Raw genomic sequence first — 25,106 nt, forward strand, 5'->3', positions numbered from 1 at the left:
CTGAGTTATTCCTTTTCCTTAATTCTGACTGCAACAAAGGAGAAAAGCAAAGCTTCACTAGAAGAAACAAAGCCATCTCTAGTCCTCAGCCTTGGAGCCTTCATTCCATGTTTATATGAAACTCTGACTGAAATAAGCTTACCAGTTGGGCTGGCCGCCAACCACTCCTCGCCATCTCCAAGCTGATTAAGAGTGCAAGAGACTTTTCTTATCCAGATTTGATCGTCATGGGTTAAAATTTCACCTTCATTATATTTTTTAAGCTCATCTATTGTTACAACATCTTCTTTAGCTTTGTAAACTTCACTAGACACTCCAGAGGGCGCACTTTCATCAACTTCTTCAACAATAAATATATCGTCATTTAACAAATTAGCCCTTACCCAGACCATTCGTCTAGATAAGTTAAAAGAATCGACACGACGTATTTTTTTTAGACCTTTCTCAGCAGCCAGAACATGTGCATTTCCTAGAGCATTTCGCTCACTCGGGATTCCGCTCCATAAGGGATGAACAACTACATTCAAGACTCCGCTCTGAGTCCACCCATGGACAGTATCTTCGTGTACAACTGAATCAGCAGGAAAGCCATTGTGGACCCACGCATCAACAAGCTTACCAGCCCGTGAAAGCCAGTTACCATCCCTTCCGATCGGCAAAAGGCGACCATCGGCTACATTGTCCAAACCTGGCTTAAAGCCTTCGTCTAGCATCGAAGCCAATAGCTCAATGCCTAACTCCCAATCCAAAAGCCCATGGACCTGACGGTTTCGAAATCCTCGAAGCAGAAGATCCGGACTCCGCCATTCGTTCCCGGTTTCTAGGGATAGCTTGATTTCCTCACGTATCATCTTGCCCATCCGCGGAGTGGCGCCTTTTCCGAACAAGCAGCCTCTCAATAGCGAATCAAACTGTTCTCTTGCACTATCCACCAAGCCAGCGCCATTCGGATGAGCATCGGCTAAGTATAGCTCCCCACCACCTTTTACTTTATCCGTGACTGCATGGACAGACGCAATTTCAATGTCTAAAGAATCCACGTCAAGTTCTAGGGCAATGGCTCGCTGCAGGATAGTAGCTGCCGAATACCAAGCAGCCCGGCGTCGAGCAAGTCGTGCTTCATTTGTTCCTTCAAAATACGTTATTCCGTCGCCATCCAACATACGGATTGCAAGTATGTCTGTTGTTTTTGCCGATGTAAGTGCAACCCTAAACTCAGGATTATCTTCATCAGCGCACCAGATAGAATTAGCCTCAACATACATTTCATGAAGGCGTTTATTGTCGCGAAAGCCAAAATAATCACCGGAATTGGTATTGGTGCGAAAAACCGGGGCCTGCCTCTCTAACTTCACATGAGCATTGCAAGCCTTTTCATAACCCTCCGAACTGAGCATTGGGCTTGATATATCCGTAGAGCCAGACCGTCCTCTACTTTCACCTCCCCCCAATGCCGGTCGGGATATTTTCATATCCGTGGCGAACGCACGCGGCGCGACAGCCATGAATGGTCTTGCACCTAAAATGCCACAGTTCGGACACTCAACACCCTGTGGGGGTTCTAACAGCCAGTTAGGATTCCAAACACCTTTTTTACTCTTAAATCCGTGTAGTTCACCTATAGGAACAACTTCGATGTTTAACTGCCGGCAGGCTACACACCGAATATGTATATAGGCCGCTCCAATAGGTGCCCCTAACACTCTCCAGCCATAACCCCCGGGCTTGCTCAAAATGGGGGCTACTATATATTTGGGAATCAAGCGGCGCTTATCCCAAGTCCGCTCTGCTCCTGGAGCAAAGTCAGCGATCGCTTGGTCAGCCGGTCTATTTAGAGTCTTCGCTTCACTCGTTCTACCCTCAGGTAAATGGAAGTACAAATCCCGGACGCTTGTCGGCATACCGAACATAGGCAAAATCCCTGCCTCGGCTAAGCGATGAGCTAGGGTAGTTGCGACAAATCCAGTATCATCGACTGCCTTACGAATTTTCTCCGGCAGCGCATTCACAAACCCCACAAGGGCGTCCGTTGATACACCTGAACCGGCACTTACTAGGTGCGCGAGTTCACGAATTTTCTCTCGATGTTCGTCTATCCAGTACTCGACTGACGAGATAGTCTGTCCAGCTTCCGCTAAAGTTCCCATCTCTCCGTGTGTATCCGGATCTTGACTGGTAGCCGTCCAAGAAATACCAGCATCTCGACAGGCTCGACGCAAAATTTCCTTGGCAATGAGTCGCTCAGCCAATATGCGCTGGTCGTCGCCCATCGCAAGGCGTGGTTGTGGTGGAACACCACCAGTCATTTCTCTGGGATGCTCAAAATGGATACGATCATGTGTTTGACCGCGACAGAATGTAAAAGCTACAGAAAAAGCCTGACCTTTACGCCCCGCACGACCTACTCGCTGCTGATAGTTAAAACGCTCCGGAGGCATATTTGCTTGCATTATTGCTTGCAACGAACCTATATCAACACCAACCTCCATAGTGGTAGTAACAGACAAGAAATCAATAGAATCTACGTTTTCTAGTGCCCTGCGCCTCCCTATTTCTTCAACGGTCTCATCATCGAAGAAAATATCGCGGAAATGCCGTTGGCGCTGTGCCTGATCTTGGGTTTGACCGGTCAATTCCTCAGAATGGATTCGGAAGGTAGATGACGAATCTTTGGCTTCGTAAGCATAATAGTGCTTCTCTTCCTTTTGACTAGCCGTGGCTTTTCCATTCGGATGTATCTCTAGCTTATCGAGACAACGAGAACAAACACCTGCAGACGCTTGCCAATGAACTTGCCCGCAATTTCCACATTCCCAAGGATGGTGTTCAGGTTTCACGACCCGTACCCATAGCTTTTCTAGCTTTACCACAGCCCACAAGTCAGCACTTGGTGAGTGTCCTACTGATCTAAAGGCATCTGCAACACTATTTTTTAGGACTTCAAGGTTTATCGATTTATCACTGGCTACCTTTGCTAGGTAATTATAAACACGCTTTTTCTTAGCACCTTCTTTCGCCGCGCCAGTAGGCTGATTTAGTTGCCAACCATTAGGGGGTCTATCCCATGGCGTGGGGTCCAATTGGTTTTCTTCAGCAAGGATACGGAGAACACTATCACATACCTGACGGAATATTTCAGAGGACAATCCGGATGGTGGCTGCAAATTCGGAACAGGTGGAAATGCAAGATGTCCAATCCCTTGAGCTTCAAGGTCATAAAGAAGACGGCCAGTTAAAGCTCGCCAGGCACTTTTACGAAGCGACGTCCCAATTTTCTCGATGTCGTCAGGCCTTGCGTCATCACTTAATCTTGGAATCAGTTGACCATCGAGTGACTCGAAAATTGATGTCCAATCTCGATTGTCTGTAATGATTTTTTTATCAATGGATGCTCCACCAGGATTGACACCCATTTCGATAAAGTCCTTCCACAAAGGGCTGATAACTTTATTAGAATCAGGCTTAGCAAGAATATCATCAACCCGAACATACCCTTCCCTGTAGGCACGGACACGCTCTACTTGCTCAAGCTGCGCAGGGAGCGCACCTTCAGCATCATTATTCACAAAACTCGCCGCCTGAACAAAAAGTGTAAACTGCTGCAATCTTGCGTCATCGTCACCAAATGCTTTTTTGATCCTTTTTCGCAATTCCGGAATCTTGTGCAACTGATCGGACTCTATGAGAAGTAGTGCCTCTTTGATTGCGGCATCAAGTCCGCTTACAGCGCGATCTTTTAACTCTCTATTAAGGAATGTTCGTAGCAAGAGCTTCCATTGCTCTTCTTCCACTCCAACCGAAAGGTTAGCTGCTGCTTCTCTACTGTCTGAAAAAGCAACAAGCTTTCTAGATTTACCAGTCGGCAAGGTACTCATTACATGCTTTGAGAAAAGATGCGACATTCTTGCCAGACCGGTTACAAAGGAGCGGATCGGTGTACGGCGCCCATACCGCTCTGAATAATCGATCAGGCAAGATGGACAACGTTGGGGCATCGCAGAGTATAAATGGCTATCTTTTTCAGCCAATTTCGTTGGGTCAATCTGAAACCAATAACAAGCCAGTTTTCCTTTTTCAACATTACTCCCAAGTGAAACCAGACCGGTGATGGGGTTTATACTTGCAGGAACCCAGCGGGCAGGCATGTACGCTAATGGTTTACCAGGGCGATCTCTCGTTGAGCTTGTCTCAATTGTACCGTGCTGCCACTTCAGATTATCTTTCGAGATAACATTATCATCTGGACCGCGTAGCCAAAGTACACCTACATCCCTATAGCTCTGCGCATCAGTTCGAGTCTCGACTGTAGTCTCTGGCAGTCCCTCAATTTGAGTCTCGAGAGACGTTAATTCGAACTCTCTTTCTATCCCTAATCCGTTATTAAGTGAAATTTTGTTGCCACAAAGCAGCTGGGTTCCGCAGCATTCACAATATAAAACCTCTAGAACACGCTGCCCCTTTATTGAGAGCTTCCGCTCAGGCAGGAGATCTCCAACTCGTCGATTTCCGTCTTCCTCTCGCAAACCAATCGTAGCCCACAAGCCATCGATGTTCTTTGCCATCCAATGGAAGCGGAGACTGGGTATAGCTAGCTTTTTGGCTTTCGCATAGTCAGAGCCAATTGCGCAAAAAAGCCCTCTAGTAGCTGTTATTCGCTCTTCTGGTGACAAGCTATAAAACCAGTAGTTGGAAATTTCATCCAACGGCTTTGCTCTTATCTTCCCATTGGAATCGAACGCAGCCAGAATACACTTGTTGGTGCGCTCTTGATCACATTTTAACTGATCTACAGCAGCCTCCAGTGCAGATTGATCGTCGCAATCCAGCGCTTGCGCCTTACCAACCTTGAAGCAGGCTTCCGCTAAATTTTGATCAAACTCAGGGATTTCACCTTTCAATGAGTATTTGGGTTCACCTGATTCTATATGGAATCGTTCTTTTGCTTCGTTAGGAGTATAACCAAAAAAGCCACCTAAGTATTCATATGTTAGATCATCGCTGCCATCCAAAGATGCACTGGAGGCAAGAATACGAAGTTGGGTACTGTCCGGGCTAATTCCGAGTCTATCTATCAGAAGACGTATCAAATAAGCAACCTCCGTACCTGCAGAGCTTCGGTGGAGATGCAGTTCATCAATGATTAGCTGGAAAATATTATTTTCACGATCTTCACTAAGCCACTGTCGCGTCGACTCGAAGATATCAGAGTCAGACCGATCACCGAGAATATTAGGATCGGGGTGCCTCATCAGCATGATAGATAACATGCTCAGGTTTGTAACCAGTATGTCAGGCGGTGCTGCTTGCATTTCCCACCGATGGAACATCTCCGCAGCGTCTGGCGACATGCGCCTTATAAAGCTAGTTTCTTCAACTGCATCGGAAAACTCGTTCTCAGCAGCCTTTATAGCCTCTTGATTGCCGGTCGACTCTGCGTCAGCTAGCTCTTTGCGGCACCGCTCAAGCTTACTACGCATCAAGATATGGTCGTTAATAGCCGACTTCAAATCTGCAGTGAGCGCTGACCTTTTGCTGGTATTTGCTTTGCCATCGGCCTTAAACGGATGTCCGGCAACTGGAGTTGATCCATTATAACGGCCGAACCGAATCCTGTTTCCGGCGAGGTAACGATCCAGAGCTTCAAGAGCCTCGTCTGAGTCGAGCGCGAGACGAAGGCGTGATACTTGGTCTTCTACTAGCGCATTCATCGGATATAGTACGAGCGCTCGAACTGCAGCTGGACGACATTCGCCCCGTAGTTCTTTTCTGGTTGAATCCCACCGAGGGGGATTTTTTGTAGTCCACTCTTCTGGAGTCCTCGTAGGTTTGGTCCATTGGCTAGAGGAGCAGGTACCCTCTCTAATAATGTTCGCTAGCGCTGGCAGCAGAAAAGATTCAGTCTTTCCAGACCCTGTCCCAGTTACGACAACGCAATGTTTACCTTTCAGTGACTCCCGAAGCATCGTTTGCTGATGCTTATAAAGCGGGTACTCGCCATTAAAAAGGCCCGCTCCAATAATCGCCTTGAAGGCTTCTCTACCCGTTGGAGTAAATCCAGGAAGATCATCGTCAGAGAGGTCAGCTAATGGGCTTCCCGACTTATAGGACTGCGTTGGTTCAATATAAGGCCTTTGAAAAAGCACTCCCGGCTGATCTAACAAACTATTTCTGTCGTCCTCGAAGGTAGGGGAGTTCGTCCCGAAAGCCGAGGTTATATATCGTTTTATTCCATTCCGCAAAGCTTCGTGGGCACCTATTGGGTCTTTCATCACATTCCCTCTTGATTATATCTAGCACAGCTCAGATTACGTCGAGAACCGCCCCGAGTTTATCAGCAATGACTCTGGCGACATCTTCCGGGATATACCTGTATGCAAGCCACTTCCCATCAGCCATATCTGTGTAGAAGCTGCTTGCTGGAAACTCAGGAAAGCCATCCTTCTTTCGGACAAGCAGGAGCCTGCTTTTCGAGCTTTCGGTAATATATTTTTCGAGAGCTATGACATCTGGTGAGTCACCACTGCATAAGACGAGAGCGCGCTCAAGAACTGTTGGTAAACTGATGCGAGCCGGAAGCCAAATTGTTCTTCTAGCTAGTTCATAGGTTATGGGCAAAGGGTGAACACCATCCATTCCAGGATAACGGCTTATGTATTTAGCAAATGCGTCGAGAGCCAACCAGACACCCCAGCGGGAGTCACTTACAAACGCGTACTTACCTTGGTCTGCAAGTACGTACAGATTGCCCACACCAATATCAAGGTCCCGAACCCTCCAAAGCTCGCATACATCACCTCGAGGGGTCGCAGTAAAACGTCCCGTCGACGCATTTAATCGCATTGCCCCCTCACGCGCACCACCAATAGACTCCATTGTATTTCTGAACGTCTCGTCCCGGAATAATTCTAGGGAGGCTGACCAGTTAGCAACCGAAATGCAAGGCTTCTCTGAAAACTGGAAGCCAATCTGGCTGCAGGCCCCACGAGCTTTCGATCTTTCTCTGATCACTAATCGCCAAGGCTCGAATACGCCATTACTTCTGTTACGTTGATGTGCTCTCCAAGCTTCTTCCTCACCAGCGATGACTTTCCAATGGTCGATGCGTAGTGTTCCTGCCACACCCCAAACCGGTTGACCAGAAAAAGTTAAAGGCAGTGAGTACAAAGTCGGTTTTATAGCGTGTATCCTCGCGATGTGGCCCTTGTAGGTTGTGGATACGCCTACACAACCTCTACGCCTGAGCTCTAATAAAATAAGAATCGGCTCGCCCAACTCCCCAGCTGAAACCAAAAGCCGCTGCAATAAGTCCCTAGCCACCCCGAAATCTAAGCTGCCTGATTGTGCGAGCGCATCAAGGAACATCTCATGTACGCCTACCTTTACATTCTCGCAGTCTAAACCGAGCCCCAACTCTTCATTGGTAATAGTGCAGAAGCTTATTACGCTGGGTGGTTCTTTCGAATTGTCGCGTGCAATGCCTAGGTTTACACCTGACAACCCTTCATAAGAGTGGATCGGTCTTCCAATTCGGTCTAGACTAAAGGGCTTACCAGTATCAACTACATCCCCACCCAGATCGGCAACCCGTAACTTTGCCTGTCCCAGATTTGACCCGTCAGCAGAAATTGCCTTGAGCTCGTAAGCCGCACTTCTTGAATGAGGAAGCATGAGCTTAAACCGCCTCAGAGGCCGCCAATCGACATGGCCATCCGCCTTTGCCGAGAGTGGTGAAGACTGCTCTTCTATTTCAATTCCCCCAGCGCAATCAACGCGCGCGTCCTGCGGCGCATCTAACTCTATGAATGGCAGGTCGTAAGGCAAGTACATCCGACTGTAACCACGCCGAATCGATTTCCCACCGACAAAACGTATAGCGCGTGGTCGTGGACGGGCGCCCTGCTCTCCATCGGGAAGTATGCGTTGTTCTTCAGATAACGAGGCGCAATCAATTAGACGAATAATAAGCCAATCTTCTGGAATACCCAATGCCGAAACTACTTCAGACTCGGGCTTTTCTCGCTCAATGTACCCCTTGAGTGCTTGAACACTCCGGGGCGGTGCCATCAAAAAAGCTGGCCCGCTCGCTGGCAGGTCCCCCTCTCTCAGTTCAATTTCACCCGTTATGTTATCTATTGCCGGAGTTAGAACCCAAAGCAGCCGCCTGTTAAGCGTAAGCTTTAGCATCGTTGGCTCAGAATCTTCACTAACAAAGCATCGAGCATCAAAATCAACTGCAGTATCTGAGGCTCGATTGGCGATATCCCAGAAACCCACTTCTTGACTATGAGCCGGAGCAGTGTTTGCTCCTTCCGTTCCGGAAAATTGCCCGCCCCAGATCAAACCATCCTTTTCCACTTCGAACTTACCGTCATCTTGAATCGCCGGAATTCGCCAACTAGGTGAAAGTTGCAAAGGAAAATCTCGAACAACATAGAGAGATATTCCCATGTAAATCTCGCCTTCATTCCTGTCTTCTTTCGACGATTCCATACCTGTAGCGCCGCCACCCATTACAGGTATTGTTCCGTCCCAATCAGAATAGGCATTTAAAATTGCAGCACGGATCGGCTGTTCAAACTCATCTATCTCAAGCGCTCTCTGGAACCCAGCAGTAAATATCGCACCACTCGCCCGGGCTTCATTCAAAATTCGCGTCAAAGATTCTCCTGACAACTCTTGACCAGGCCTAACTTGCGCCTGAGCGAATACTTTTTTCAGGTTTTCCATGTCGCTCGGCTTAAGAATGCTCTGGGATCTTGGTACTCCTATCAACCGATAGCCACCTAAAATTCGCCGCTTGAAAATCCCGAACCGGCCATTATTCTCTCTTGTCCATTCTTCTAGGTCATCCCAAACTTCTTCAATCTGCCCCATTTCATGCGAATTAAATTGGTGTTGTAACTTTAAATCTTTTGCCAAACTATCGTAGTATGAAGTCGCATTTTCGGCATCATTTCTTACTAGTGCGGCCAGATAAGGCAAGTATCCTGGAGCACGAACCCCGCGGTATTTTATATCGAAATAACCCGGATCCTTATAGATTCGAGAAGGCTTCCTCCTTTGTTTCTTCAGCTTGAGGATACTACCGGTAAAGCTTTCCCTAGATAAAAACCAGTCTGGCCCTTTGCGCACAGCTTCTAAGAATCCAGTATCTCCACCAATATCCTGACCCACTTGGTCCAGAAAGTCTTTATCAACACGGAGAAAGACTTCTTCTCCTTCGGATGCTTCAGAAAAGAAGCTCCTCAACAATCGAAGATTCCACTCGCTAAACTTATCATCCAAAGGTTTATTCTTATCTCCAGCCATTTTTTCTAGTAGATAATTGAGCGGACTGGACGTATCGTTAGCACTTTCTAGCAATTCTTCCCATGAAGTGTTCACTAAGTATAATTGACCTTCACTTGCAATAATTGCAAGTACATTTCCTGCCACAGCATAATTACCGAGACCATTAATGAATATTTTTGGGTCACCCGCCGTATTATCGCTTCGATATAGGATGGACTCGGTTTGTGTGAAACCATCAGGCTTGACAAGCCAAGTTGTAATAGTAATAGCGCTGCGCGCTCCTTTAACGTCTGCCGTATAGTCATGCAACCCCACACTTCGCATGTAATCAATAAAATTATTATCTACACATACCTTATTTCCTTCCAAAACTGAAGTCTGATAGAAAAACTCTAAATCTCGAACTGAAAATGAGCTATTGATGTTTTCTATGCTTCTACCTGACATAGCAAGACCCTCCCTCCATTGGACTATCTTTCAAACGCTAACATTTATACTGCAGCCTTTTTATCAGGTATTGATTCTGCACTTGACTCTAGAACCATTTTGCGTGGCACACGTCTATTCACCAATACTACTGGCCAATGCACAGGACGGTCGTTGTAATAGGTGGTACTGGACCGTGGTGGCCAAAGTTCTACGGTTATTCTATTAATCCAGAGATTCACCTTTACCAACTCCCACCGCTAGGATTTATTCCGCACGCGGTCTGCATGAGAACAAATCCCCCTAGATACCAGAGCCCGATAATTCCAATGAACCCGCATACAACAGCATTGGGAAGCGAGAGCCTGTTTCGATGGAATAGGAAGCTCAGCGAGACAACGAAGATGGCGAGCGGCAACCCAAGTATTATAAGAACGGAACCGGAAAGACCATACAAGACATTGGGATTGATGGTTCCAACGACAAGGAGTTGGAGAACAATAAGCGCGAGCCCCATGGACAGCACCGTCGCCGAGATTGACCCATGCACATTCTTATGAATAAGGGGCACGACACCGATGGCAACAAGCAGAAAACCAAGTCCAGTGGCCAGTAAAAGCAAGGTAAAGGGGCTCAAGAGAGGCATGAATGCATGGAAGCCGCCGACGTTGAATCGCTGATAAAACGAGCTCCTGCATGCGGCGATGCGGACTGAGAGGCGGACTTCCGGCACGCTACCGCCCCTACCCTGCAAGACATGATGGCTCCCTGCCACCCCTGCGGTAGTCCCTGCGCTGCGTGTGGTGGCATATCGCCTGGTCGTCTAAGCGACCTTAACCAATCAGCGTATGCGACGACGCCGATGGATGCCACACCCGATTGGTCGCAGAGGTGGCAAGGCCCCCGAGCCAGGTGAGTGACTCGGGGGCCTTGCTTGGGGCAACGCTCAGCGGCGGCAAGCAGCGCAGTGAACCGTCTGCCGTTGTCAGGCCGAGGGCTTCTCGCCACGAACCGCCGCTTCGATCACGGCGATGTCGATCTTCTTCATCGTCATCATGGCATCGAAGGCCCGCTGGGCGGCGGCGCGGTCGGGGCTGGTGTAGGCCCTGGTGAGCGCGATGGGGGTAATCTGCCAGGAGAGGCCCCACTTGTCCTTGCACCAGCCGCACTCGCTTTCCTGGCCGCCGTTGCCGACGATCGCCTTCCAGTAGCGGTCGGTCTCGGCCTGGTCCTCGGTGGCCACCTGGAACGAGAACCCCTCGTTGTGCTGGATGCCCGGCCCACCGTTAAGCCCCAGGCAGGGAATGCCCATCACGGTAAACTCCACGGTCAAGACGTCACCCTGCTTGCCCGCCGGGTAGTCTCCCGGTGCGCGATGGACCGCACCGACGGAGGAATCGGGAAAGGTCTTGGCGTAGAACCTCGCCGCCTCCTCGCCATCCCGCTCGTACCACAGGCAAATCGTGTTCTTGGCAATCGTTGTCATAGGCGCCTCCCTCATGGCTTCAGGTCGAGTACCGCCCGGTCGCTTTCCTCCAAGGAAAGGGCACGGCCACGTGACCGACGCCGATTCGCCCTTGTGCGCTACCGGGACATCTCACCCGGTAGTCGCGTGAAGAAGGGCCAGATCGACAACCGGCGAGAGTTTTTCCATGGTGGCCGATCCGAAGGGACTTCGACGGCCTGCGCTATGACGCCGGGGTCGCCAGTGCGGCCTCCACCGTCTGTTCGGCGTGGATGGCGGTGGTGTCGAAGAGGGGAACGTCCGTGTCGTCAGCCTGGATCAGCAGCCCGATCTCCGTGCAGCCGAGGATGACGCCCTGGGCGCCCTGCCCGGCCAGCGAGGCCACGATCTCAAGGTAAGCGGCTTTGGAATCCGCCCGGATCTCGCCGCGGCAGAGCTCGTCGTAGATGACGGCGTGCACCCGCTCGCGCTGTTTGGCATCGGGAATCAGCACCCGGATGCCCTGCGCCTCCAGGCGCTCGCGGTAGAAGGCCTGCTCCATGGTGAAGCGGGTGCCGAGCAGCCCCACCCGGGTCACGCCCTGCCGGTGCAGCGCCTTGGCGGTGGCATCGGCGATGTGCAGCAGGGGAATCTCGACGGCCTGCTCGAGCTGTGGGGCGACCCTGTGCATGGTGTTGGTGCACAGCACCAGGAAGTCGGCGCCGGCCGCCGCCAGGGAGCGGGCCGCTGCGCCGAGGATCTGCGCCGTGGCCGCCCAGTCGCCGCGGCGCTGCAGCGCCTCGATCTCGGCGAAATCCACGCTGTAGAGCACCAGCCGGGCGGAGTGCAGCCCGCCCAGCCGCGCCTTCACCCCCTGGTTGATAAGCCGGTAGTAGGTCTGGGTCGATTCCCAGCTCATGCCGCCGATCAGCCCTATCGTCTTCATCTTCCCTCCTCTTACCCCAGGATAAAGATTACGCAGGCGGCGGTGAGCGCCCCCATCACGCCGTTGAAGACCCGCCAGGCGCGCGGCGTGTCGAGCCAGCGGCCGATGGCCATGCCGAAACCCGCCCAGAGCGCGATGCAGGGCAGCGCCACCAGCTCGGCGAAGCCGGCCAGAAGCAGGGCGTTGACCAGGGTATTGCCATCGCCGGGCAGAAAGCCCGCCATCAGCGCCAGCCCCATCACCCAGGCCTTGGGGTTGGCGAACTGGAAGGCCGCCGCCTGCCAGAAGCTTAGCGGGCGCCCCTCGCCGCGCCGCCGCAGGTCCGGCGGCGGCGCCGTGGCGATGCGCCAGGCCAGGTAGAGCAGGTAGCCGCTGCCCACCACCCGCAGGATCGTCTGCACCAGCGGGTAGCGCTCGAAGAGCAGGCCCAGCCCCAGGGCAATGCCGGCGAAGAGCAGGAAGCAGCCCCCCAGGATGCCCAGCATGTGCGGCAGGGTCCGCAGGAAGCCGAAGTTGGCTCCGGAGGCGGTGAGCATCACGTTGTTGGGGCCCGGGGTGATGGTCATGGAGATCATGTAGAGGGCCGCCGGCCCCAGGAACGCCACCGCTTCCAGCATATTGCACCCATACAATTTAGGGGTTATTGTCGATCCAGCCCGTGAATTTTCAGCTTAACGGGCGCAATTCTGGCGTCAAAGGTTTTATTGTCACCATGACAATCTGGACACCCCGGCTCACCGAGACGGGCCCCCGCTACCGCGCCATCGCCGAGGCGATCGCCCGGGCCATCCAGGCCGGCGAGCTGCCCCCGGGCGAGAAGCTCCCGCCTCAGCGCCACCTGGCGGATGCCCTGGGCGTCACCGTGGGCACGGTGTCGCGCGCCTATGCCGAGGCCGAGCGTCAGGGCTGGGTCTTGGCCCGGGTGGGCAGCGGCACCTATGTGCGCGGCGCCCAGCAGGCCACCGCCTCCCCCTTCCTGGCCTCCGTCTCGGCGGAGGACGAGGGCCTGGTCGACCTCAGCCTCAGCCTGCCGCCGCCCCATGCGCTGCGCGCCTCGCTGCTGGGCCAGGCGCTCGCCGGGATCGCCGAGGATCGCGCGGCGCTGGAGCGTGCCGTGGCCTATCAGCCGGAGCGCGGCCTGGCGGGGCACCGCGAGCGCCTCGCCGCCTGGATGACCCGCCTGGGCATGCCGGTCTCGCCGGAGGCGCTGGTGATCACCCAGGGTGGCCAGCACGGCATCGACTTGACGCTGCGGGCGCTGACGCGACCCGGCGAGCGGATCGCCGCCGATGCACTCACCTACCCCGGGCTGATCGGCGCCGCCCGCCAGGCGCACCTCAAGACGCTGGCCGTGCCCGTGGACGACGCGGGCATGGACATGGAGGCCCTGGCGCGGCTGTGTGCCCAGCAGCCGCCGCGGCTGGTCTATGTCACGCCGGACCAGAACAACCCCTCCGGCGCCGTGCTGAGCGAGGCGCGGCGCGAGCGCCTGGCGGCGCTGGCCCGTCAGCACGAGTTCTGGATCCTGGAGGATGGGGTGCAGTACCTGCCGGAGGCCGAGCGCGGCACCCCGCTCTACCAGCTGGCCCCGGAACGCACCCTGTTCGCCTTCAGCACCGCCAAGGTGCTGGCGGGCGGGCTGCGCATCGGCGCCCTGCGGGTGCCCGAGGCGCTACAGGAGCCGCTGGGCGCGGCGGTGCGCGCCCAGAGCTGGATGGTCCCGCCCTTGATGGTGGAGGCCGTCTGCCGCTGCGTGGAGAGCGCCGATGCCGAGCGCCTGCTGACCTGGCAGATCGAGGAACAGGCCGAGCGCCAACGCCTGGCCCGCCGGTGGCTTGCGGAGTACGCCCCGACCGGGCGGCCCCACGGCAACAACCTCTGGCTGACGCTGCCGGAAGGGCTGCGCGCCGCCGAGCTGCTCGCCGCCCTGGAGGAGCGCGGCGTGCGCCTGACCGGCCCGGAACCCTTCTGCGTGGGCAGCGAACCGGCGCCCCAGGCGGTGCGGCTCTGCCTGGGCGGGGCGCGCTCGCGGGAGGCGCTGGCCCAGGCATTGAAGGCAGTGAAGGAGACCCTGCAGGCGCCCCCGCCGCTCCCCTGGCGCACGCTCTGACCGCCGCCGGATGCCCCCGGCGCGAGCCCGATCATGGCTTCGCCACAACGCCAGGCCCCCGAGCCGGGTGAGTGACTCGGGGGCCTGGTGAGGTTACGTTCAGTGGGAGTGCCCGCCAGGGGCCGCGTCGGCATCGCCGCCTTCACGCGCCCGGGCGCAATGTGCGTTCGTCCACCAGGAGCCGCCATGATCGCCGTCATCTTCGAAGTCGTACCCCACCCCGACCAGCGCGACCACTATCTCGACATCGCCGCCGGCCTGCGCCCGCTGCTGGAGGAGATCGATGGCTTCATCTCCATCGAGCGCTTCGAGAGCCTGGCCCAGCCGGGCAAGCTGCTCTCGCTCTCCTTCTGGCGCGACGAGGCGGCCATCGCCGAATGGCGCCGGGTGGAACGCCACCGCGTCGCCCAGACCAAGGGCCGCGAGACGGTCTTCGCCGACTACCGCCTGCGCGTGGCCGGGGTAATCCGCGACTACGGCATGCACGACCGCGAGCAGGCCCCCGCCGACAGCCGCGAGCGTCACGAGTCTTGAGCCGCCTGGTCAGACCGACTCGGCCTCGCCGGCAGGCGTCCCCCTGTCGGCGGCGAGGCCCGTCAGCCCGGGAGCCGTGGCGTCAAGTAGTCGAGCAGCGCCTGGAGGCTATGCAGCCCCGCGTAGTCGCTCTCGGGGATGCTCACCCCAAGGCGCTGGTGCAGCGCGGTGAGCAGGTTGAGGGCGTCCATGGAGTCGAGGTCGTACTCGTCGCGCAGCCGGGCCCTGTCGTCGATGGTGGCGGTATCGATGTCAGGGGCGATGGCCGAGAGCTCATCGAGCACGATGTCACGCAGTTGGTCTCTGTTCACAGCGCCTCCGGGTGTTGCAGTTGGGCATCGATCTCGTTGAGGAACAGGGCCCCCAGGTGGCCATCGCAGACCCGATGGTCGGCGGCCAGGCTGACATCCACCGTCGGGCGAATCGCCAGCATCTCGTCCACCGCCAGCGGCCGCCGCCGCGGGGCGCCGAAGCCGATCATCGCCACCTGGGGCGGGTGGATGACCCCGTAGACGGTGTCCACGCCGTGCTCGCCCAGTGCCGTCACGGTGGCCGTGGCGCCGCCGACCTCGGAGGCCCGCAGGCCGCCGCGGCGGGCGCGCTGCACCAGGTCCGTGAGGCGGCTCATCAGCACGGGCAGATCCAGCACGGCGGCATTCGCAATCGCCGGGGCGATCAGGCCGCCACCCCGCAGGTGGATGGCCATGCCCAGGTCGACGCGCTCGGCCGGCTGGAAGCCCTCCTCCCCGTAGTGGCCATTGAGGTCCGGGTAGCGGTCCAGGGCCCGGGCGGTCGCCTTCATGAACAGTGCGGCCATCAGCAGGCGTTCCTCGGGCGGGCGGTCGCGGTTGTAGTCGGCGAGCCAGGCATCGGCGGCGTGCAGGTCGAGGGTGGTAGCCAGGTAATAGTGGGGGATCTCGCGCTTGGCGCGGCTCATGGTGGCGGCGATGGCGCGGCGCATCTCGTCAGGGTCGAAGCCGCCCCGGGGCGCGGAACGGGGCGCCCTCCCGGCGGCCTCGTCGAGGTCGCGCAGCACGATGGCACCGCCGGGCCCGCTGCCGCTCAGGGATTCCAGCGCCACGCCGAGCTCCCGCGCCCGGCGGCGCACCGCTGGCGAGGCCGCCCTCCGGCCGCCTTCGGAAGTGGGCACGGGGCCTGGCGGAGGCGTCGGCACCGGGGCGGGTGACGGCTCCGGGGGCGCCGCCGGGGCTGCCGTCTCGGCGGAAGGTGGCAGAGCTGCTGCCGCGGCGGCGGGCGTCGCTGAGGCACCGGGAAGCTCTGCGACCACCCGCTTGCCGCTGCCGATGCGGGCCAGGGGCGTGCCCACCGGCACCCGGGTAGCCGGCGCCACGTAGCACTCCTCCACCACGCCGCTCTCGAACACCTCCACGTCGATCACCCCCTTGGCGGTCTCCACCAGGGCGATGACCTGACCCTTCTCCACCCGATCGCCGGGCGCCACCAGCCACTCGACCAGGGTGCCCGCCTCCATGTCGGCCCCCAGTGAGGGCATCAGGAAATCGCTCACGGCTCGGCTCCCATGGCCCGGCGAGCCGCGGCCAGGATGTCCGCCACCTGGGGCAGCGCGGCGTTCTCGAGATGGCGCGCGTAGGGAATGGGGATCTCATCGCTGCAGACCCGCTCGATGGGCGCATCCAGCGCCCAGAAGGCCTGCTCGGCGAGGATGGCGGCGATCTCGCCGGCCAGGCTGCCGGTCTTCCAGCCCTCGTCGACGATCACCGCGCGATGGGTGCGGCCGACCGAGTCGAGCAGCGTCGCCGTGTCCAGGGGGCGCAGCACGCGCAGGTCCACCACCTCGGCCTCGATGCCCTCCGCGGCCAGGGCCTCGGCCGCCTCCAGGGTCTTGGGCAGGCTGCCACCATAGGTGATCAGGCTGAGGTCGCGCCCCGGGCGGCGGATGGCGGCGCGCGCGATGTCCACGCCCTCCGGGCAGGGGGCGAGCTCGCCCTCGCGGTTGTAGAGCAGCACGTGCTCGAAGATCAGCACCGGGTTGGGGTCCTGCAGCGCCGCCCAGAGCATGTAGCGAGCATCCTCCAGGGTGCCGGGGGCCAGCACCTTGAGCCCCGGCACGTGGGCGTACCAGTTCTCCAGGCTATGGGAGTGCTGGGCGGCCACCTGGCGGCCGGCGCCGGTGGCCATGCGGATCACCAGGGGCACGGCGAACTCGCCGCCGGACATGTGCAGCAGGGTCGCCGCGGTGTTCACGATCTGGTCCATGGCCAGCAGGCTGAAGTTGACCGTCATTATCTCGACGATGGGACGCGCCCCGCCCAGCGCCGCGCCGATGCCGGCGCCGGTGAATCCATTCTCGGCAAGCGGCGTGTCGCGGATACGCTCCGGCCCGAAGCGCTCGAGCAGGCCGTGGCTGACCGCATAGCAGCCGCCGTAGTGGCCGATGTCCTCGCCCATCATGAAGACGCGCTCGTCGTGCTCCAGGGCCTCGATCAGGCCGAGACGGAAGGCCTCGCGAAAGCTCAGCGTCACCGGCTCGGGCTCGGCGGCGGGCGGTGCCATCGGCGCCTCGCTCGCCTCACGCAGGACATGCGCGAAGCGGCTGGCCTCGGGCTCCCACTCGGCGGCCTCGGCGAAGGCCACGGCCCCTTCCACCTCCGCGGCGATCTCGGCCTCCAGCGCCTCCCGTTCGCCCGCGTGGAGAATCCCCGACTGCTCCATCCACTGCGACAGGCGCAGGATCGGGTCGCGGGCCTTCCACTCCTCCACCTCGGCCTTGTCGCGATAGAGCTCCGGGTCGAACATCGAATGGGCACGGAAGCGGTAGGTGAGGCACTCCAGGAAGCGCGGCCCCTCGCCTGAGCGCAGCGCCGCCAGCAGCCGTGCGCTGGCCGCCTCCACCCGGGCGATATCCATGCCGTCGACGCTCTCGGCGGGCACCCCCAGCGCCTCGGCCTTGCGATGGAGCTCGGTCTGGGCGTGGGCGTAGCGCAGCGCCGTGCCCATGGCGTAGAGGTTGTTCTCGCAGACGAAGAGCACCGGCAGCTGCCACAGGGCCGCCAGGTTGAGGCTCTCGTGGAAGCTGCCCTCGGCGGCGGCGCCGTCGCCGAAGAAGCAGACGGTGACACGGTTTCGCCCGGCGAGCCTGTCCGCCAGGGCCAGGCCCACGGCCAGCGGCAGACCGCCGCCGACGATGGCGTTGCCGCCGAAGAAGCGCGCGCTGGCGTCGAAGAGGTGCATGGAACCGCCCCGGCCCATGCTGCAGCCGGCCTGCTTGCCGTACATCTCGGCCATCACCCGCTCCATGGGAATGCGGTTGAGCAGCGCGTGGCCATGCTCCCGGTAGGTGGAGACCACGGCGTCGTCGGGGGCGAGCCCGTGCATCACCCCGGTGCCCACGGCCTCCTCGCCGATGTAGACGTGCAGGAAGCCGCGGATCTTCTCCTGGGTGTAGAGCTCCACGCAGCGCTCCTCGAAGCGGCGGATGCGCAGCATCTGGCGCAGCAGGTCGAGCAGGTGCGCCCGGGAGAGGCGCGGCTTGTCGGTCGATGGCGTGCTCATTCCCAGCCTCCTTCCAGCGTCGAGGTGTCGCCTTCCGGCAACCCCAGTTCCCGGGCGCGCAGGAGGCGGCGCATGATCTTGCCGCTGCGGGTGCTGGGCAGGCGCTCACGGAACTCCACCTGGCGGGGTGCCACGGCCGGCCCGAGGCGCTGGCGCGCCAGCCCGAGGATCTCCCTGCGCAGCGCCTCGTCGGGCGCATGGCCCGGCTTGAGCGACACGAAGGCCTTGACCGTCTCGCCGGCGATCTCGTCGGGAATGCCGATCACCCCCGCCTCGGCCACCGCCGGATGCTCCATCAGCACGCTCTCCACCTCGAAGGGGCCGATCAGGTGCCCGGCGGACTTGATCACGTCGTCGGCGCGGCCGATGAACCAGAAATAGCCCTCGGCGTCGCGGCGGGCCAGGTCGCCGGTGAGGTACCAGGTCCCGGCGAAGCACTGGCGGTAGCGCGCCTCCTCGTGGAGGTAGCCGCGAAACATCGAGGGCCAGGGGGCCTTGAGCACCAGCTCGCCGGTCTCGTCCGGGTCCTCGATCAGTTCGATGCCGCTGCCGGTGTGCCGCGCCACGCCCGCCTCGATTCCCGGCACGGGCCGCCCCATGGAGCCGGGCTTGATGGGCATGCTGGCGAAATTGGCGATCATGATCCCGCCGGTCTCGGTCTGCCACCAGTTGTCGTGGAACGGCAGCCCCAGGGTCTCCCGCCCCCAGTGGACGGCTTCCGGATTGAGCGGCTCGCCCACGCTGGCCAGGAAGCGCAGGCTCGAGAGGTCGTGCCGGCGTGCCAGCTCCGGCCCGACCTTCATCAGCATGCGGATGGCGGTGGGCGCGGTGTACCACACCGCCACCTGCTGGTCCTGGAGGATGCGGTACCAGCGCTCGGCGTCGAACTCCTCCTCGTCCACCACCAGGGTCACGCCGTTGGTGAACGGCGCGATGATGCCGTAGGAGGTACCGGTGACCCAGCCGGGGTCGGCGGTGCACCAGTAGATGTCCCCCGGGTGCAGGTCCAGGGCGTAGTGGCCGGTGATGTGATGGGCCACCACCGCCTCGTGGACATGGATGGCGCCCTTGGGGCGCCCCGTGGTGCCGCTGGTGAAGTGCAAGAGCGCCGAGTCCTCCGCGGCCATGGGGCGGGTCGGGTAGTCCGGCGACTGCGCCGCGAGGGCCGGCTCCACCGCCAGGGTGCCCGGCGGGGCCTCCTCCACCTCGCCGATCAGCAGCACCTGCTTCACCGAGGGCATCCGGTGGAGCCAGCCGGCCAGCTTGCGACGGTAGAGGCGCTCGGTGGTGACGATGGCCACGGGCGCGCCGATCTCCACCCGCGAGCGGATCGGCTCCGGCCCGAAGGCGGAGAATAGCGGCGTGAAGACGCCGCCGTGCTTCAGCGTGCCCAGGGCGGCGGCGTAGAGGTCGGGGGTGCGATGGGCCAGGCAGTAGACGCCGTCGCCGGGCTCGAGCCCCAGCGATGCCAGCAGGTTGGCGAAGCGGTTGGCCCGCTCGGTGAGCTCGCGGTAGCTGATGTCGACGGCAGCGCCCTCGCGGGGCAGGAAGCGGATCGCCGCCTGCTCGGCGGTGGGGGTTTCGAGATGGCGGTCCAGGGCCGCGTGGGCGATGTTGATGCCGCCGCCAGGCATGGCGGGAAGCCAGGTCCGGGCGTCGCGCCAGCTGAACGAGGCGCGCGCGGCGGCGTAATCGGGCAGGGTCGGGCTCGGGCGCATCGGTCACCTCCTCGGATCGCCGCCTCTGGGACCAGCACGGCGCTTCTCAGGAAAGCGTAGTGCGCTTTTCCGGCGCGTCACCATGAGGTAGGTCATGGGGGCACGCCGGATGAGCCGCGCCCGCAACGCAAGGCCCCCGAACCAGTCGCCTGGTTCGGGGGCCTTGTCATGTCGGGCGATGCCCGGGGGGCGGCACGACGCCGCCGTCGCTCAGGCCGGGGCGCGCATGCCGGCCCGGGCGGCGCGTGCCGCGTGCAGCTTCCGGTAGCTCTCGATCAGTCGCTGGTGCTTCTCCAGCCCCTCCAGGGCCATGCTGGTGGGAGTCAGGCCGTGGAAGCGCACCGTGCCCTGCACCGAGCCGATCACCGCCTCGAGAGTCGCCTCGCCGAACATGCGGCCGAGGTTGTAGCGGAAATCGTCGAGTTCCAGCTCGTCGTCCAGCACGATCTCCAGCACCGCCTGAACCGCGCGGTAGAAGAGGTTGCGCTCCACGGTGTTGTCGTTGAACTGCAGGAACATCTCGACCCGCTCCAGGGCCTCCTCGTGCTGGGCAAGCGCCAGGTTGATCAGCAGCTTCAGCTCGAGGATGGTCAGCTGGCCCCACACGGTGTTCTCGTCGAACTCGATGCCGATCAGGGTGATGATGTCCATCTGCTCGTCGAGCTGGCTCTCCTCCAGGCGCTCCAGCAGGCCGGCCAGGGCCTCGTCGTCCAGGCGGTGCAGGTCGAGGATCGCCTCCCGGTAGTCCAGCGCCATGTTGGTGTTGTCCCACACCAGGTCCTCCACCGGGTAGACCTCGGAGTAGCCCGGCACCAGGATGCGGCACACCGGCGCGCCCAGGTCCTCATGGATGGCCATGTAGGCCTCCAGCCCCATCTCCTCGAGGATGCCGAACAGCGCCGCGGCCTCCTCGGCGGTGCTGTTGGAACCGCTGCCGGAGAAGTCCCACTCGCTGAACGCGACGTCCGCCCGGCTGCTGAAGAAGCGCCAGGAGACCAGCCCCGAGGAGTCGATGAAGTGCTCGACGAAGTTGTTGGGCTCGGCTACCGCCTGGGAGTTGAAGGTGGGCGGCGGGAAGTCGTTCAGGCCCTCGAAGCTGCGCCCCTGCAGCAGCTCGGTGAGGGAGCGCTCCAGCGCCACGTGGAAGCTCGGGTGGGCGCCGAAGGAGGCGAACACGCCGCCGGTCCGGGGGTTCATGAGGGTGACGCACATCACCGGGAACTGGCCGCCGAGCGAGGCATCCTTGACCAGCACCGGGAAGCCCTGGGCCTCCAGCGCCTCGATGCCCTCGACGATCTCGGGGTAGCGCGCAAGCACCTCGGCCGGCACGTCGGGCAGCGCGATCTCTTCCTCGAGGATCTGGCGCTTCACGGCCCGCTCGAAGATCTCCGAGAGGCACTGCACCTGGGCCTCGGCCAGGGTGTTGCCGGCGCTCATGCCGTTGCTGAGGTAGAGGTTCTCGATCAGGTTCGACGGGAAGTAGACCGTCTCGCCGTCGGACTGGCGCACGAAGGGCAGCGAGACGATGCCGCGGTCGACCCGGCCGGAGTTGGTGTCGATCAGGTGCGAGCCGCACAGCTCGCCGTCCGGGTCATAGATGGCCCGACAGTGGTCGTCGAGGATCTCCACTGGGAGCTCGTCGCCCGGCCCCGGCGGGAACCACTTCTCGTCGGGGTAGTGGACGAACTCGCTGGCCGCGATCGCTTCGCCGAAGAACTGGTCGTTGTAGAAGAAGTTGCAGCTCAGGCGCTCGATGAACTCGCCCAGCGCCGAGCACAGCGCGCTCTCCTTGGTGGCGCCCTTGCCGTTGGTGAAGCACATCGGCGAGGCGGCGTCGCGGATATGCAGCGACCAGACGTGGGGCACGATGTTGCGCCAGGAGGCGATCTCGATCTTCATGCCGAGCTCGGCCAGCATCGCCGACATGTTGGCGATGGTCTGCTCCAGCGGCAGGTCCTTGCCCTCGATCCAGGTGCCCTGCTCGGCGCCCTCCGCCCCCTTGGGCACGCCCATCAGCAGCGCCTGGGCGTCCTCGTCGATGTTCTCCACCACCTCGACATCGAACTCGGGGCCTTCCTGCACCACCTTCTTCACGGTGCAGCGGTCGATGGAGCGCAGGATGCCCTGGCGGTCCTTCTCGGAGATGTCCTCGGGCAGCTCCACCTGGATCTTGAAGATCTGCTTGTAGCGGTTCTCCGGGTCGACGATGTTGTTCTGCGACAGCCGGATGTTCTCGGTGGGGATGTCCCGGGCGTTGCAGTAGACCTTGACGAAGTAGGCCGCGCACATCGCCGACGACGCCAGGAAGTAGTCGAAGGGGCCCGGCGCCGAGCCGTCACCCTTGTAGCGGATGGGCTGGTCGGAGATGACCGTGAAGTCGTCGAACTTGGCCTCCAGGCGGAGGTTGTCGAGATAGTTGACCTTGATTTCCATGGGGCACCGGGGGAGTTGGCGTGGCAGCGGGGGCGGAAAACCCGCCATTATCCAGCTTTTCCCGCCGGGCGTCATGGCAGGGTTACAAAATGGTACCGGCCGCGCCCCTTCCGGCTATCTTGCCTACCCTGAGGGTACGGATGACAAGCCCGCTCACTGGAGGCACGACCGTGATCATCAAGGGACTCGCACTCAGTCTTATCCTCATCGGTTCCGTCGGATTGGCCAGCGCCGATTATGCCGACGGCATGCGCTACTACGAGCGGCAGGAGTACCGCCAGGCCCTGCAGGAGTTCGGCGCAGCGGCCAGACGCGGCGATGCTGATGCCCAGTACATGCTGGGCCGCCTGCATGAGGCCGGCAGCGGGACCGCGCAGGATTTCGTGGAGGCCCACAAGTGGTACAACCTGGCCGCGGCCCGCGGCCACCGCCATGCCGCCGAGGCACGCGATTCACTGGCCCAGCGCATGACGGCCGGACAGGTCGCCGAGGCGCAGCAGGCCGCACGCGGCTGGCGACCGGAAGAGGACGCTTCCTCACAGGCAACCGAGCGAGCGCGGCCCGATATCGAGACCCTGTCGGATCGTCAGGGCATTGCCGAGATACAGCGCGAGCTTAATCGGCTCGGCTATGACGCCGGCCCGGTGGATGGCGCCATGGGACGCCGCACCCGCAGCGCGATACGCGAGTATCAGGCCGACAGGGATATGGCCCAGGACGGACTCGCAACGGCCGACCTGTTGCGACGCCTGCGCGAGACGGAGAGACAGGCAGCGGCGGCATCCGCGGAACCGCCACCCGCCGCCGAGTCCCGGGTCGCCCTGCAGGACGACTTCAGCGACGGTGATTACCGTCGCAATCCGCCCTGGACGGTGCTCAGCGGCGACTTCGCGGTGGATGAGAACGGCTTGCGGAGCATCGTGGAGACGAGGCGGACGACCGCTCGCGAATCACGCGGGCTCAGCGCCGAGCGACCGGAGGAGATCGGCCTGGCGATGCTCTCGCTGATCCTCGAGCAGACGGGCACTATCCGGCAAGGCGAAGAGGTGTCGATCCCCGTGGAACCGGCACGCATCTTCGTCAATGCCCCCGTCGCCAACGCCTTCAGGATGGAGCTTGCCGTCGCTTCCCGGCAGCGGACCGGCAGCCTGGAACTCGGGGTCTTCCAGGGTAACCGACCCAGCGGCACCGGCTATCGCCTGGTCTACACGCCCGGCTCGCGCCCGGGGCTCAGCCTGGTCCGGCTGGTTTCCGGCAGCGCCGAGGTGGTCGCCCGCCACGAAGGCAGCCTCGACCTCGAGGACGGCCGGTTCCACCGCATCGTCTGGACCCGTGACGAGGACGGACAGATGCAGGTTCGCGTGGATGACCAGCGGCTGCTGAGCGTGCGTGACAATGGCCTGCGCGACCCCTTCCAGGGCTTCGTGCTGGCCAACCAGGGGGGCGACTACACGCTGCGCCGGATCAGGCTGGAGGAATAGGCGCCGTGTGGCGTACAGCCCGATGGGATAACGACGGCGACAATCACCGGATACCAGGCAACAATGACTAAGCGCTTCATCGGCGACTTCCTTAGGAAGCTAGGGGTGGAGTGCCATGCAGGAAGGGAAGGAGGGCTCGCTGGCACATCATGCCTCCCCCTGCTCCATCACGCGCTCCACCGGCCGGCGCAGCGAGCGGGGCATGGCCGGGCCCCGGCCGAAGCGCACCACCAGGTCGGGGCGGCCTTCGGCCAGCCCCAGCGCCCGGGCGAACGCGGGGCGCACGCTCGCCTCCTCCACCGGCTGGTTGACGAAGGCGTTGCGGATACCCAGCGCCGTGGCCTGCAGGGCGAAGCGCTGGTAGCAGCGGCCGGCCTCCACCCAGTGCGCCCGGTCATCCTTCGCCGAGACGAACACCGCCAGCCCGGCTGAGCTGCGCACCTGGTGGGCCACCCTGGCATTCTCCGCCTTCGGCCGCAGCATGGCGCGCATCAGCAGCTTGCCGAGCCAGCGCGACGCCTGGGGGTTGCCGGTGGCCCGGCCGCTCAGGCCATCGCCCTGCTCCACGGCCTCGGCGTCGTTGAAGCGGATCCACGCCGCCAGCTCCCGACGGAAGGCGGGGGTCTGCAGCTGCCGGGCATTGGCCTCGAGGATGAACCCCAGCGCCCGTTCGATGGCGTCGCGTTCGGTGAGCAGCACCAGCGAGACACCCTTCCCGCTGCCAGCCGCCTGCAGCAGCGCCAGCTCGCCGGCGGCAAGCGGCGTGCCGTCATAGTCGCCGCGGGTGCACTGGCGCGCGACGATGGCCTCGAACAGCGGCGACGCCTCGGCCTCGCCGGGCGTGAGGGCCACCCGGATCTCGCCGTCGCCCTCGGGCCGGAATTCCGCCTCGGCGGCGAGGCCCATCGCCCGGGCGGCCAGGCAGAGGTTCTCGGTGGCGCAGCCCAGCGAGACATAGAGGTGATGGTCGTCCGGGTCGACCACCGGCGTGCGCCGTGTCAGGTCGGGCAGGATGCAGATGGCGCCCGCCTCCACCCGGAACCGCCAGCACTGGGTATTGTGCCCCGAGGGGGCGAGCGTCGCGTAGCGGATCAGCGCCCGCATCCGCTCGGCCTCGCCCTGCGGCGCCGCCGCTTCCGGCGCCCAGGTGTGCTTCACTGCCTCGTCGTAGTTCATGGCGCCCTCGCGA

14 protein-coding genes are annotated in these 25,106 nt (G+C 60.6%); 3 read left to right on the plus strand and 11 right to left on the minus strand.

What is annotated here, in order from left to right; genetic code table 11:
- Positions 1-5 precede the first annotated feature (5 nt).
- From BDK63_RS00800 to BDK63_RS00820, 5 genes are all read right to left on the minus strand, one after another.
- Positions 6-6,269 (minus strand): DEAD/DEAH box helicase, encoded by a 6,264-nt coding sequence (locus BDK63_RS00800; RefSeq protein WP_183329405.1) that lies wholly within the window; start codon positions 6,267-6,269, stop codon positions 6-8.
- Positions 6,270-6,300: 31 nt separating this feature from the next.
- Entirely contained in the window at positions 6,301-9,738 is a 3,438-nt protein-coding gene (locus BDK63_RS00805) for a hypothetical protein (RefSeq protein WP_183329406.1), read from the minus strand.
- Positions 9,739-10,702: 964 nt separating this feature from the next.
- Entirely contained in the window at positions 10,703-11,203 is a 501-nt protein-coding gene (locus BDK63_RS00810; protein WP_183329407.1) for a VOC family protein, read from the minus strand.
- A 202-nt stretch (positions 11,204-11,405) separates the two neighbouring features.
- Positions 11,406-12,107 carry an aspartate/glutamate racemase family protein gene (locus tag BDK63_RS00815; RefSeq protein ID WP_183329408.1) on the minus strand — a complete coding sequence of 234 codons (702 nt, stop codon included), beginning with the start codon at positions 12,105-12,107 and terminating at the stop codon, positions 11,406-11,408.
- An 11-nt stretch (positions 12,108-12,118) separates the two neighbouring features.
- Positions 12,119-12,724 carry a LysE family translocator gene (locus tag BDK63_RS00820; protein WP_183329409.1) on the minus strand — a complete coding sequence of 202 codons (606 nt, stop codon included), beginning with the start codon at positions 12,722-12,724 and terminating at the stop codon, positions 12,119-12,121.
- Positions 12,725-12,819: 95 nt separating this feature from the next.
- Here BDK63_RS00820 and BDK63_RS00825 point away from each other — a divergent pair, with 95 nt between their 5' ends.
- Positions 12,820-14,217: an aminotransferase-like domain-containing protein gene (locus BDK63_RS00825; protein WP_183329410.1), complete on the plus strand. Its 1,398-nt coding sequence runs from the start codon at positions 12,820-12,822 to the stop codon at positions 14,215-14,217.
- A gap of 186 nt (positions 14,218-14,403) precedes the next feature.
- A complete protein-coding gene (locus tag BDK63_RS00830; protein WP_183329411.1) occupies positions 14,404-14,751 on the plus strand; it encodes an antibiotic biosynthesis monooxygenase family protein in 348 nt (115 codons plus the stop codon).
- Between the two features lie 62 nt (positions 14,752-14,813).
- Here BDK63_RS00830 and BDK63_RS00835 read toward each other — a convergent pair whose 3' ends face one another.
- The 5 genes from BDK63_RS00835 to BDK63_RS00855 all read right to left on the minus strand — a co-directional run bounded on the left by BDK63_RS00835 (position 14,814) and on the right by BDK63_RS00855 (position 22,436).
- Complete coding sequence (locus tag BDK63_RS00835) at positions 14,814-15,062, minus strand: phosphopantetheine-binding protein (protein ID WP_183329412.1); 249 nt, start codon at positions 15,060-15,062, stop codon at positions 14,814-14,816.
- Positions 15,059-16,279 carry a 2-oxo acid dehydrogenase subunit E2 gene (locus tag BDK63_RS00840; protein ID WP_183329413.1) on the minus strand — a complete coding sequence of 407 codons (1,221 nt, stop codon included), beginning with the start codon at positions 16,277-16,279 and terminating at the stop codon, positions 15,059-15,061. The genes BDK63_RS00835 and BDK63_RS00840 overlap by 4 nt, the downstream gene beginning before the upstream one ends.
- The gene (gene pdhA, locus BDK63_RS18470; RefSeq protein WP_183329414.1) at positions 16,276-18,285 is read right to left on the minus strand and encodes a pyruvate dehydrogenase (acetyl-transferring) E1 component subunit alpha; all 2,010 of its coding nucleotides are present in this window, start codon (positions 18,283-18,285) and stop codon (positions 16,276-16,278) included. The genes BDK63_RS00840 and pdhA overlap by 4 nt, the downstream gene beginning before the upstream one ends.
- A complete protein-coding gene (acsA, locus tag BDK63_RS00850; RefSeq protein WP_183329415.1) occupies positions 18,282-20,003 on the minus strand; it encodes an acetate--CoA ligase in 1,722 nt (573 codons plus the stop codon). Before acsA ends, pdhA begins: the two co-directional genes overlap by 4 nt.
- A gap of 210 nt (positions 20,004-20,213) precedes the next feature.
- The gene (locus BDK63_RS00855) at positions 20,214-22,436 is read right to left on the minus strand and encodes an OsmC domain/YcaO domain-containing protein (protein WP_183329416.1); all 2,223 of its coding nucleotides are present in this window, start codon (positions 22,434-22,436) and stop codon (positions 20,214-20,216) included.
- 170 nt (positions 22,437-22,606) lie between these two features.
- Between BDK63_RS00855 and BDK63_RS00860 the strand changes: the two genes are divergently transcribed.
- A complete protein-coding gene (locus BDK63_RS00860; protein ID WP_183329417.1) occupies positions 22,607-23,917 on the plus strand; it encodes a peptidoglycan-binding protein in 1,311 nt (436 codons plus the stop codon).
- A gap of 147 nt (positions 23,918-24,064) precedes the next feature.
- On the opposite strand, the gene BDK63_RS00865 is transcribed toward BDK63_RS00860, so the two are convergent.
- Positions 24,065-25,093: an Acg family FMN-binding oxidoreductase gene (locus BDK63_RS00865; protein WP_183329418.1), complete on the minus strand. Its 1,029-nt coding sequence runs from the start codon at positions 25,091-25,093 to the stop codon at positions 24,065-24,067.
- Between the last annotated feature and the right edge of the window lie 13 nt (positions 25,094-25,106).

The organism is Halomonas campaniensis, from assembly GCF_014193375.1.
Classification (GTDB): domain Bacteria; phylum Pseudomonadota; class Gammaproteobacteria; order Pseudomonadales; family Halomonadaceae; genus Halomonas; species Halomonas campaniensis.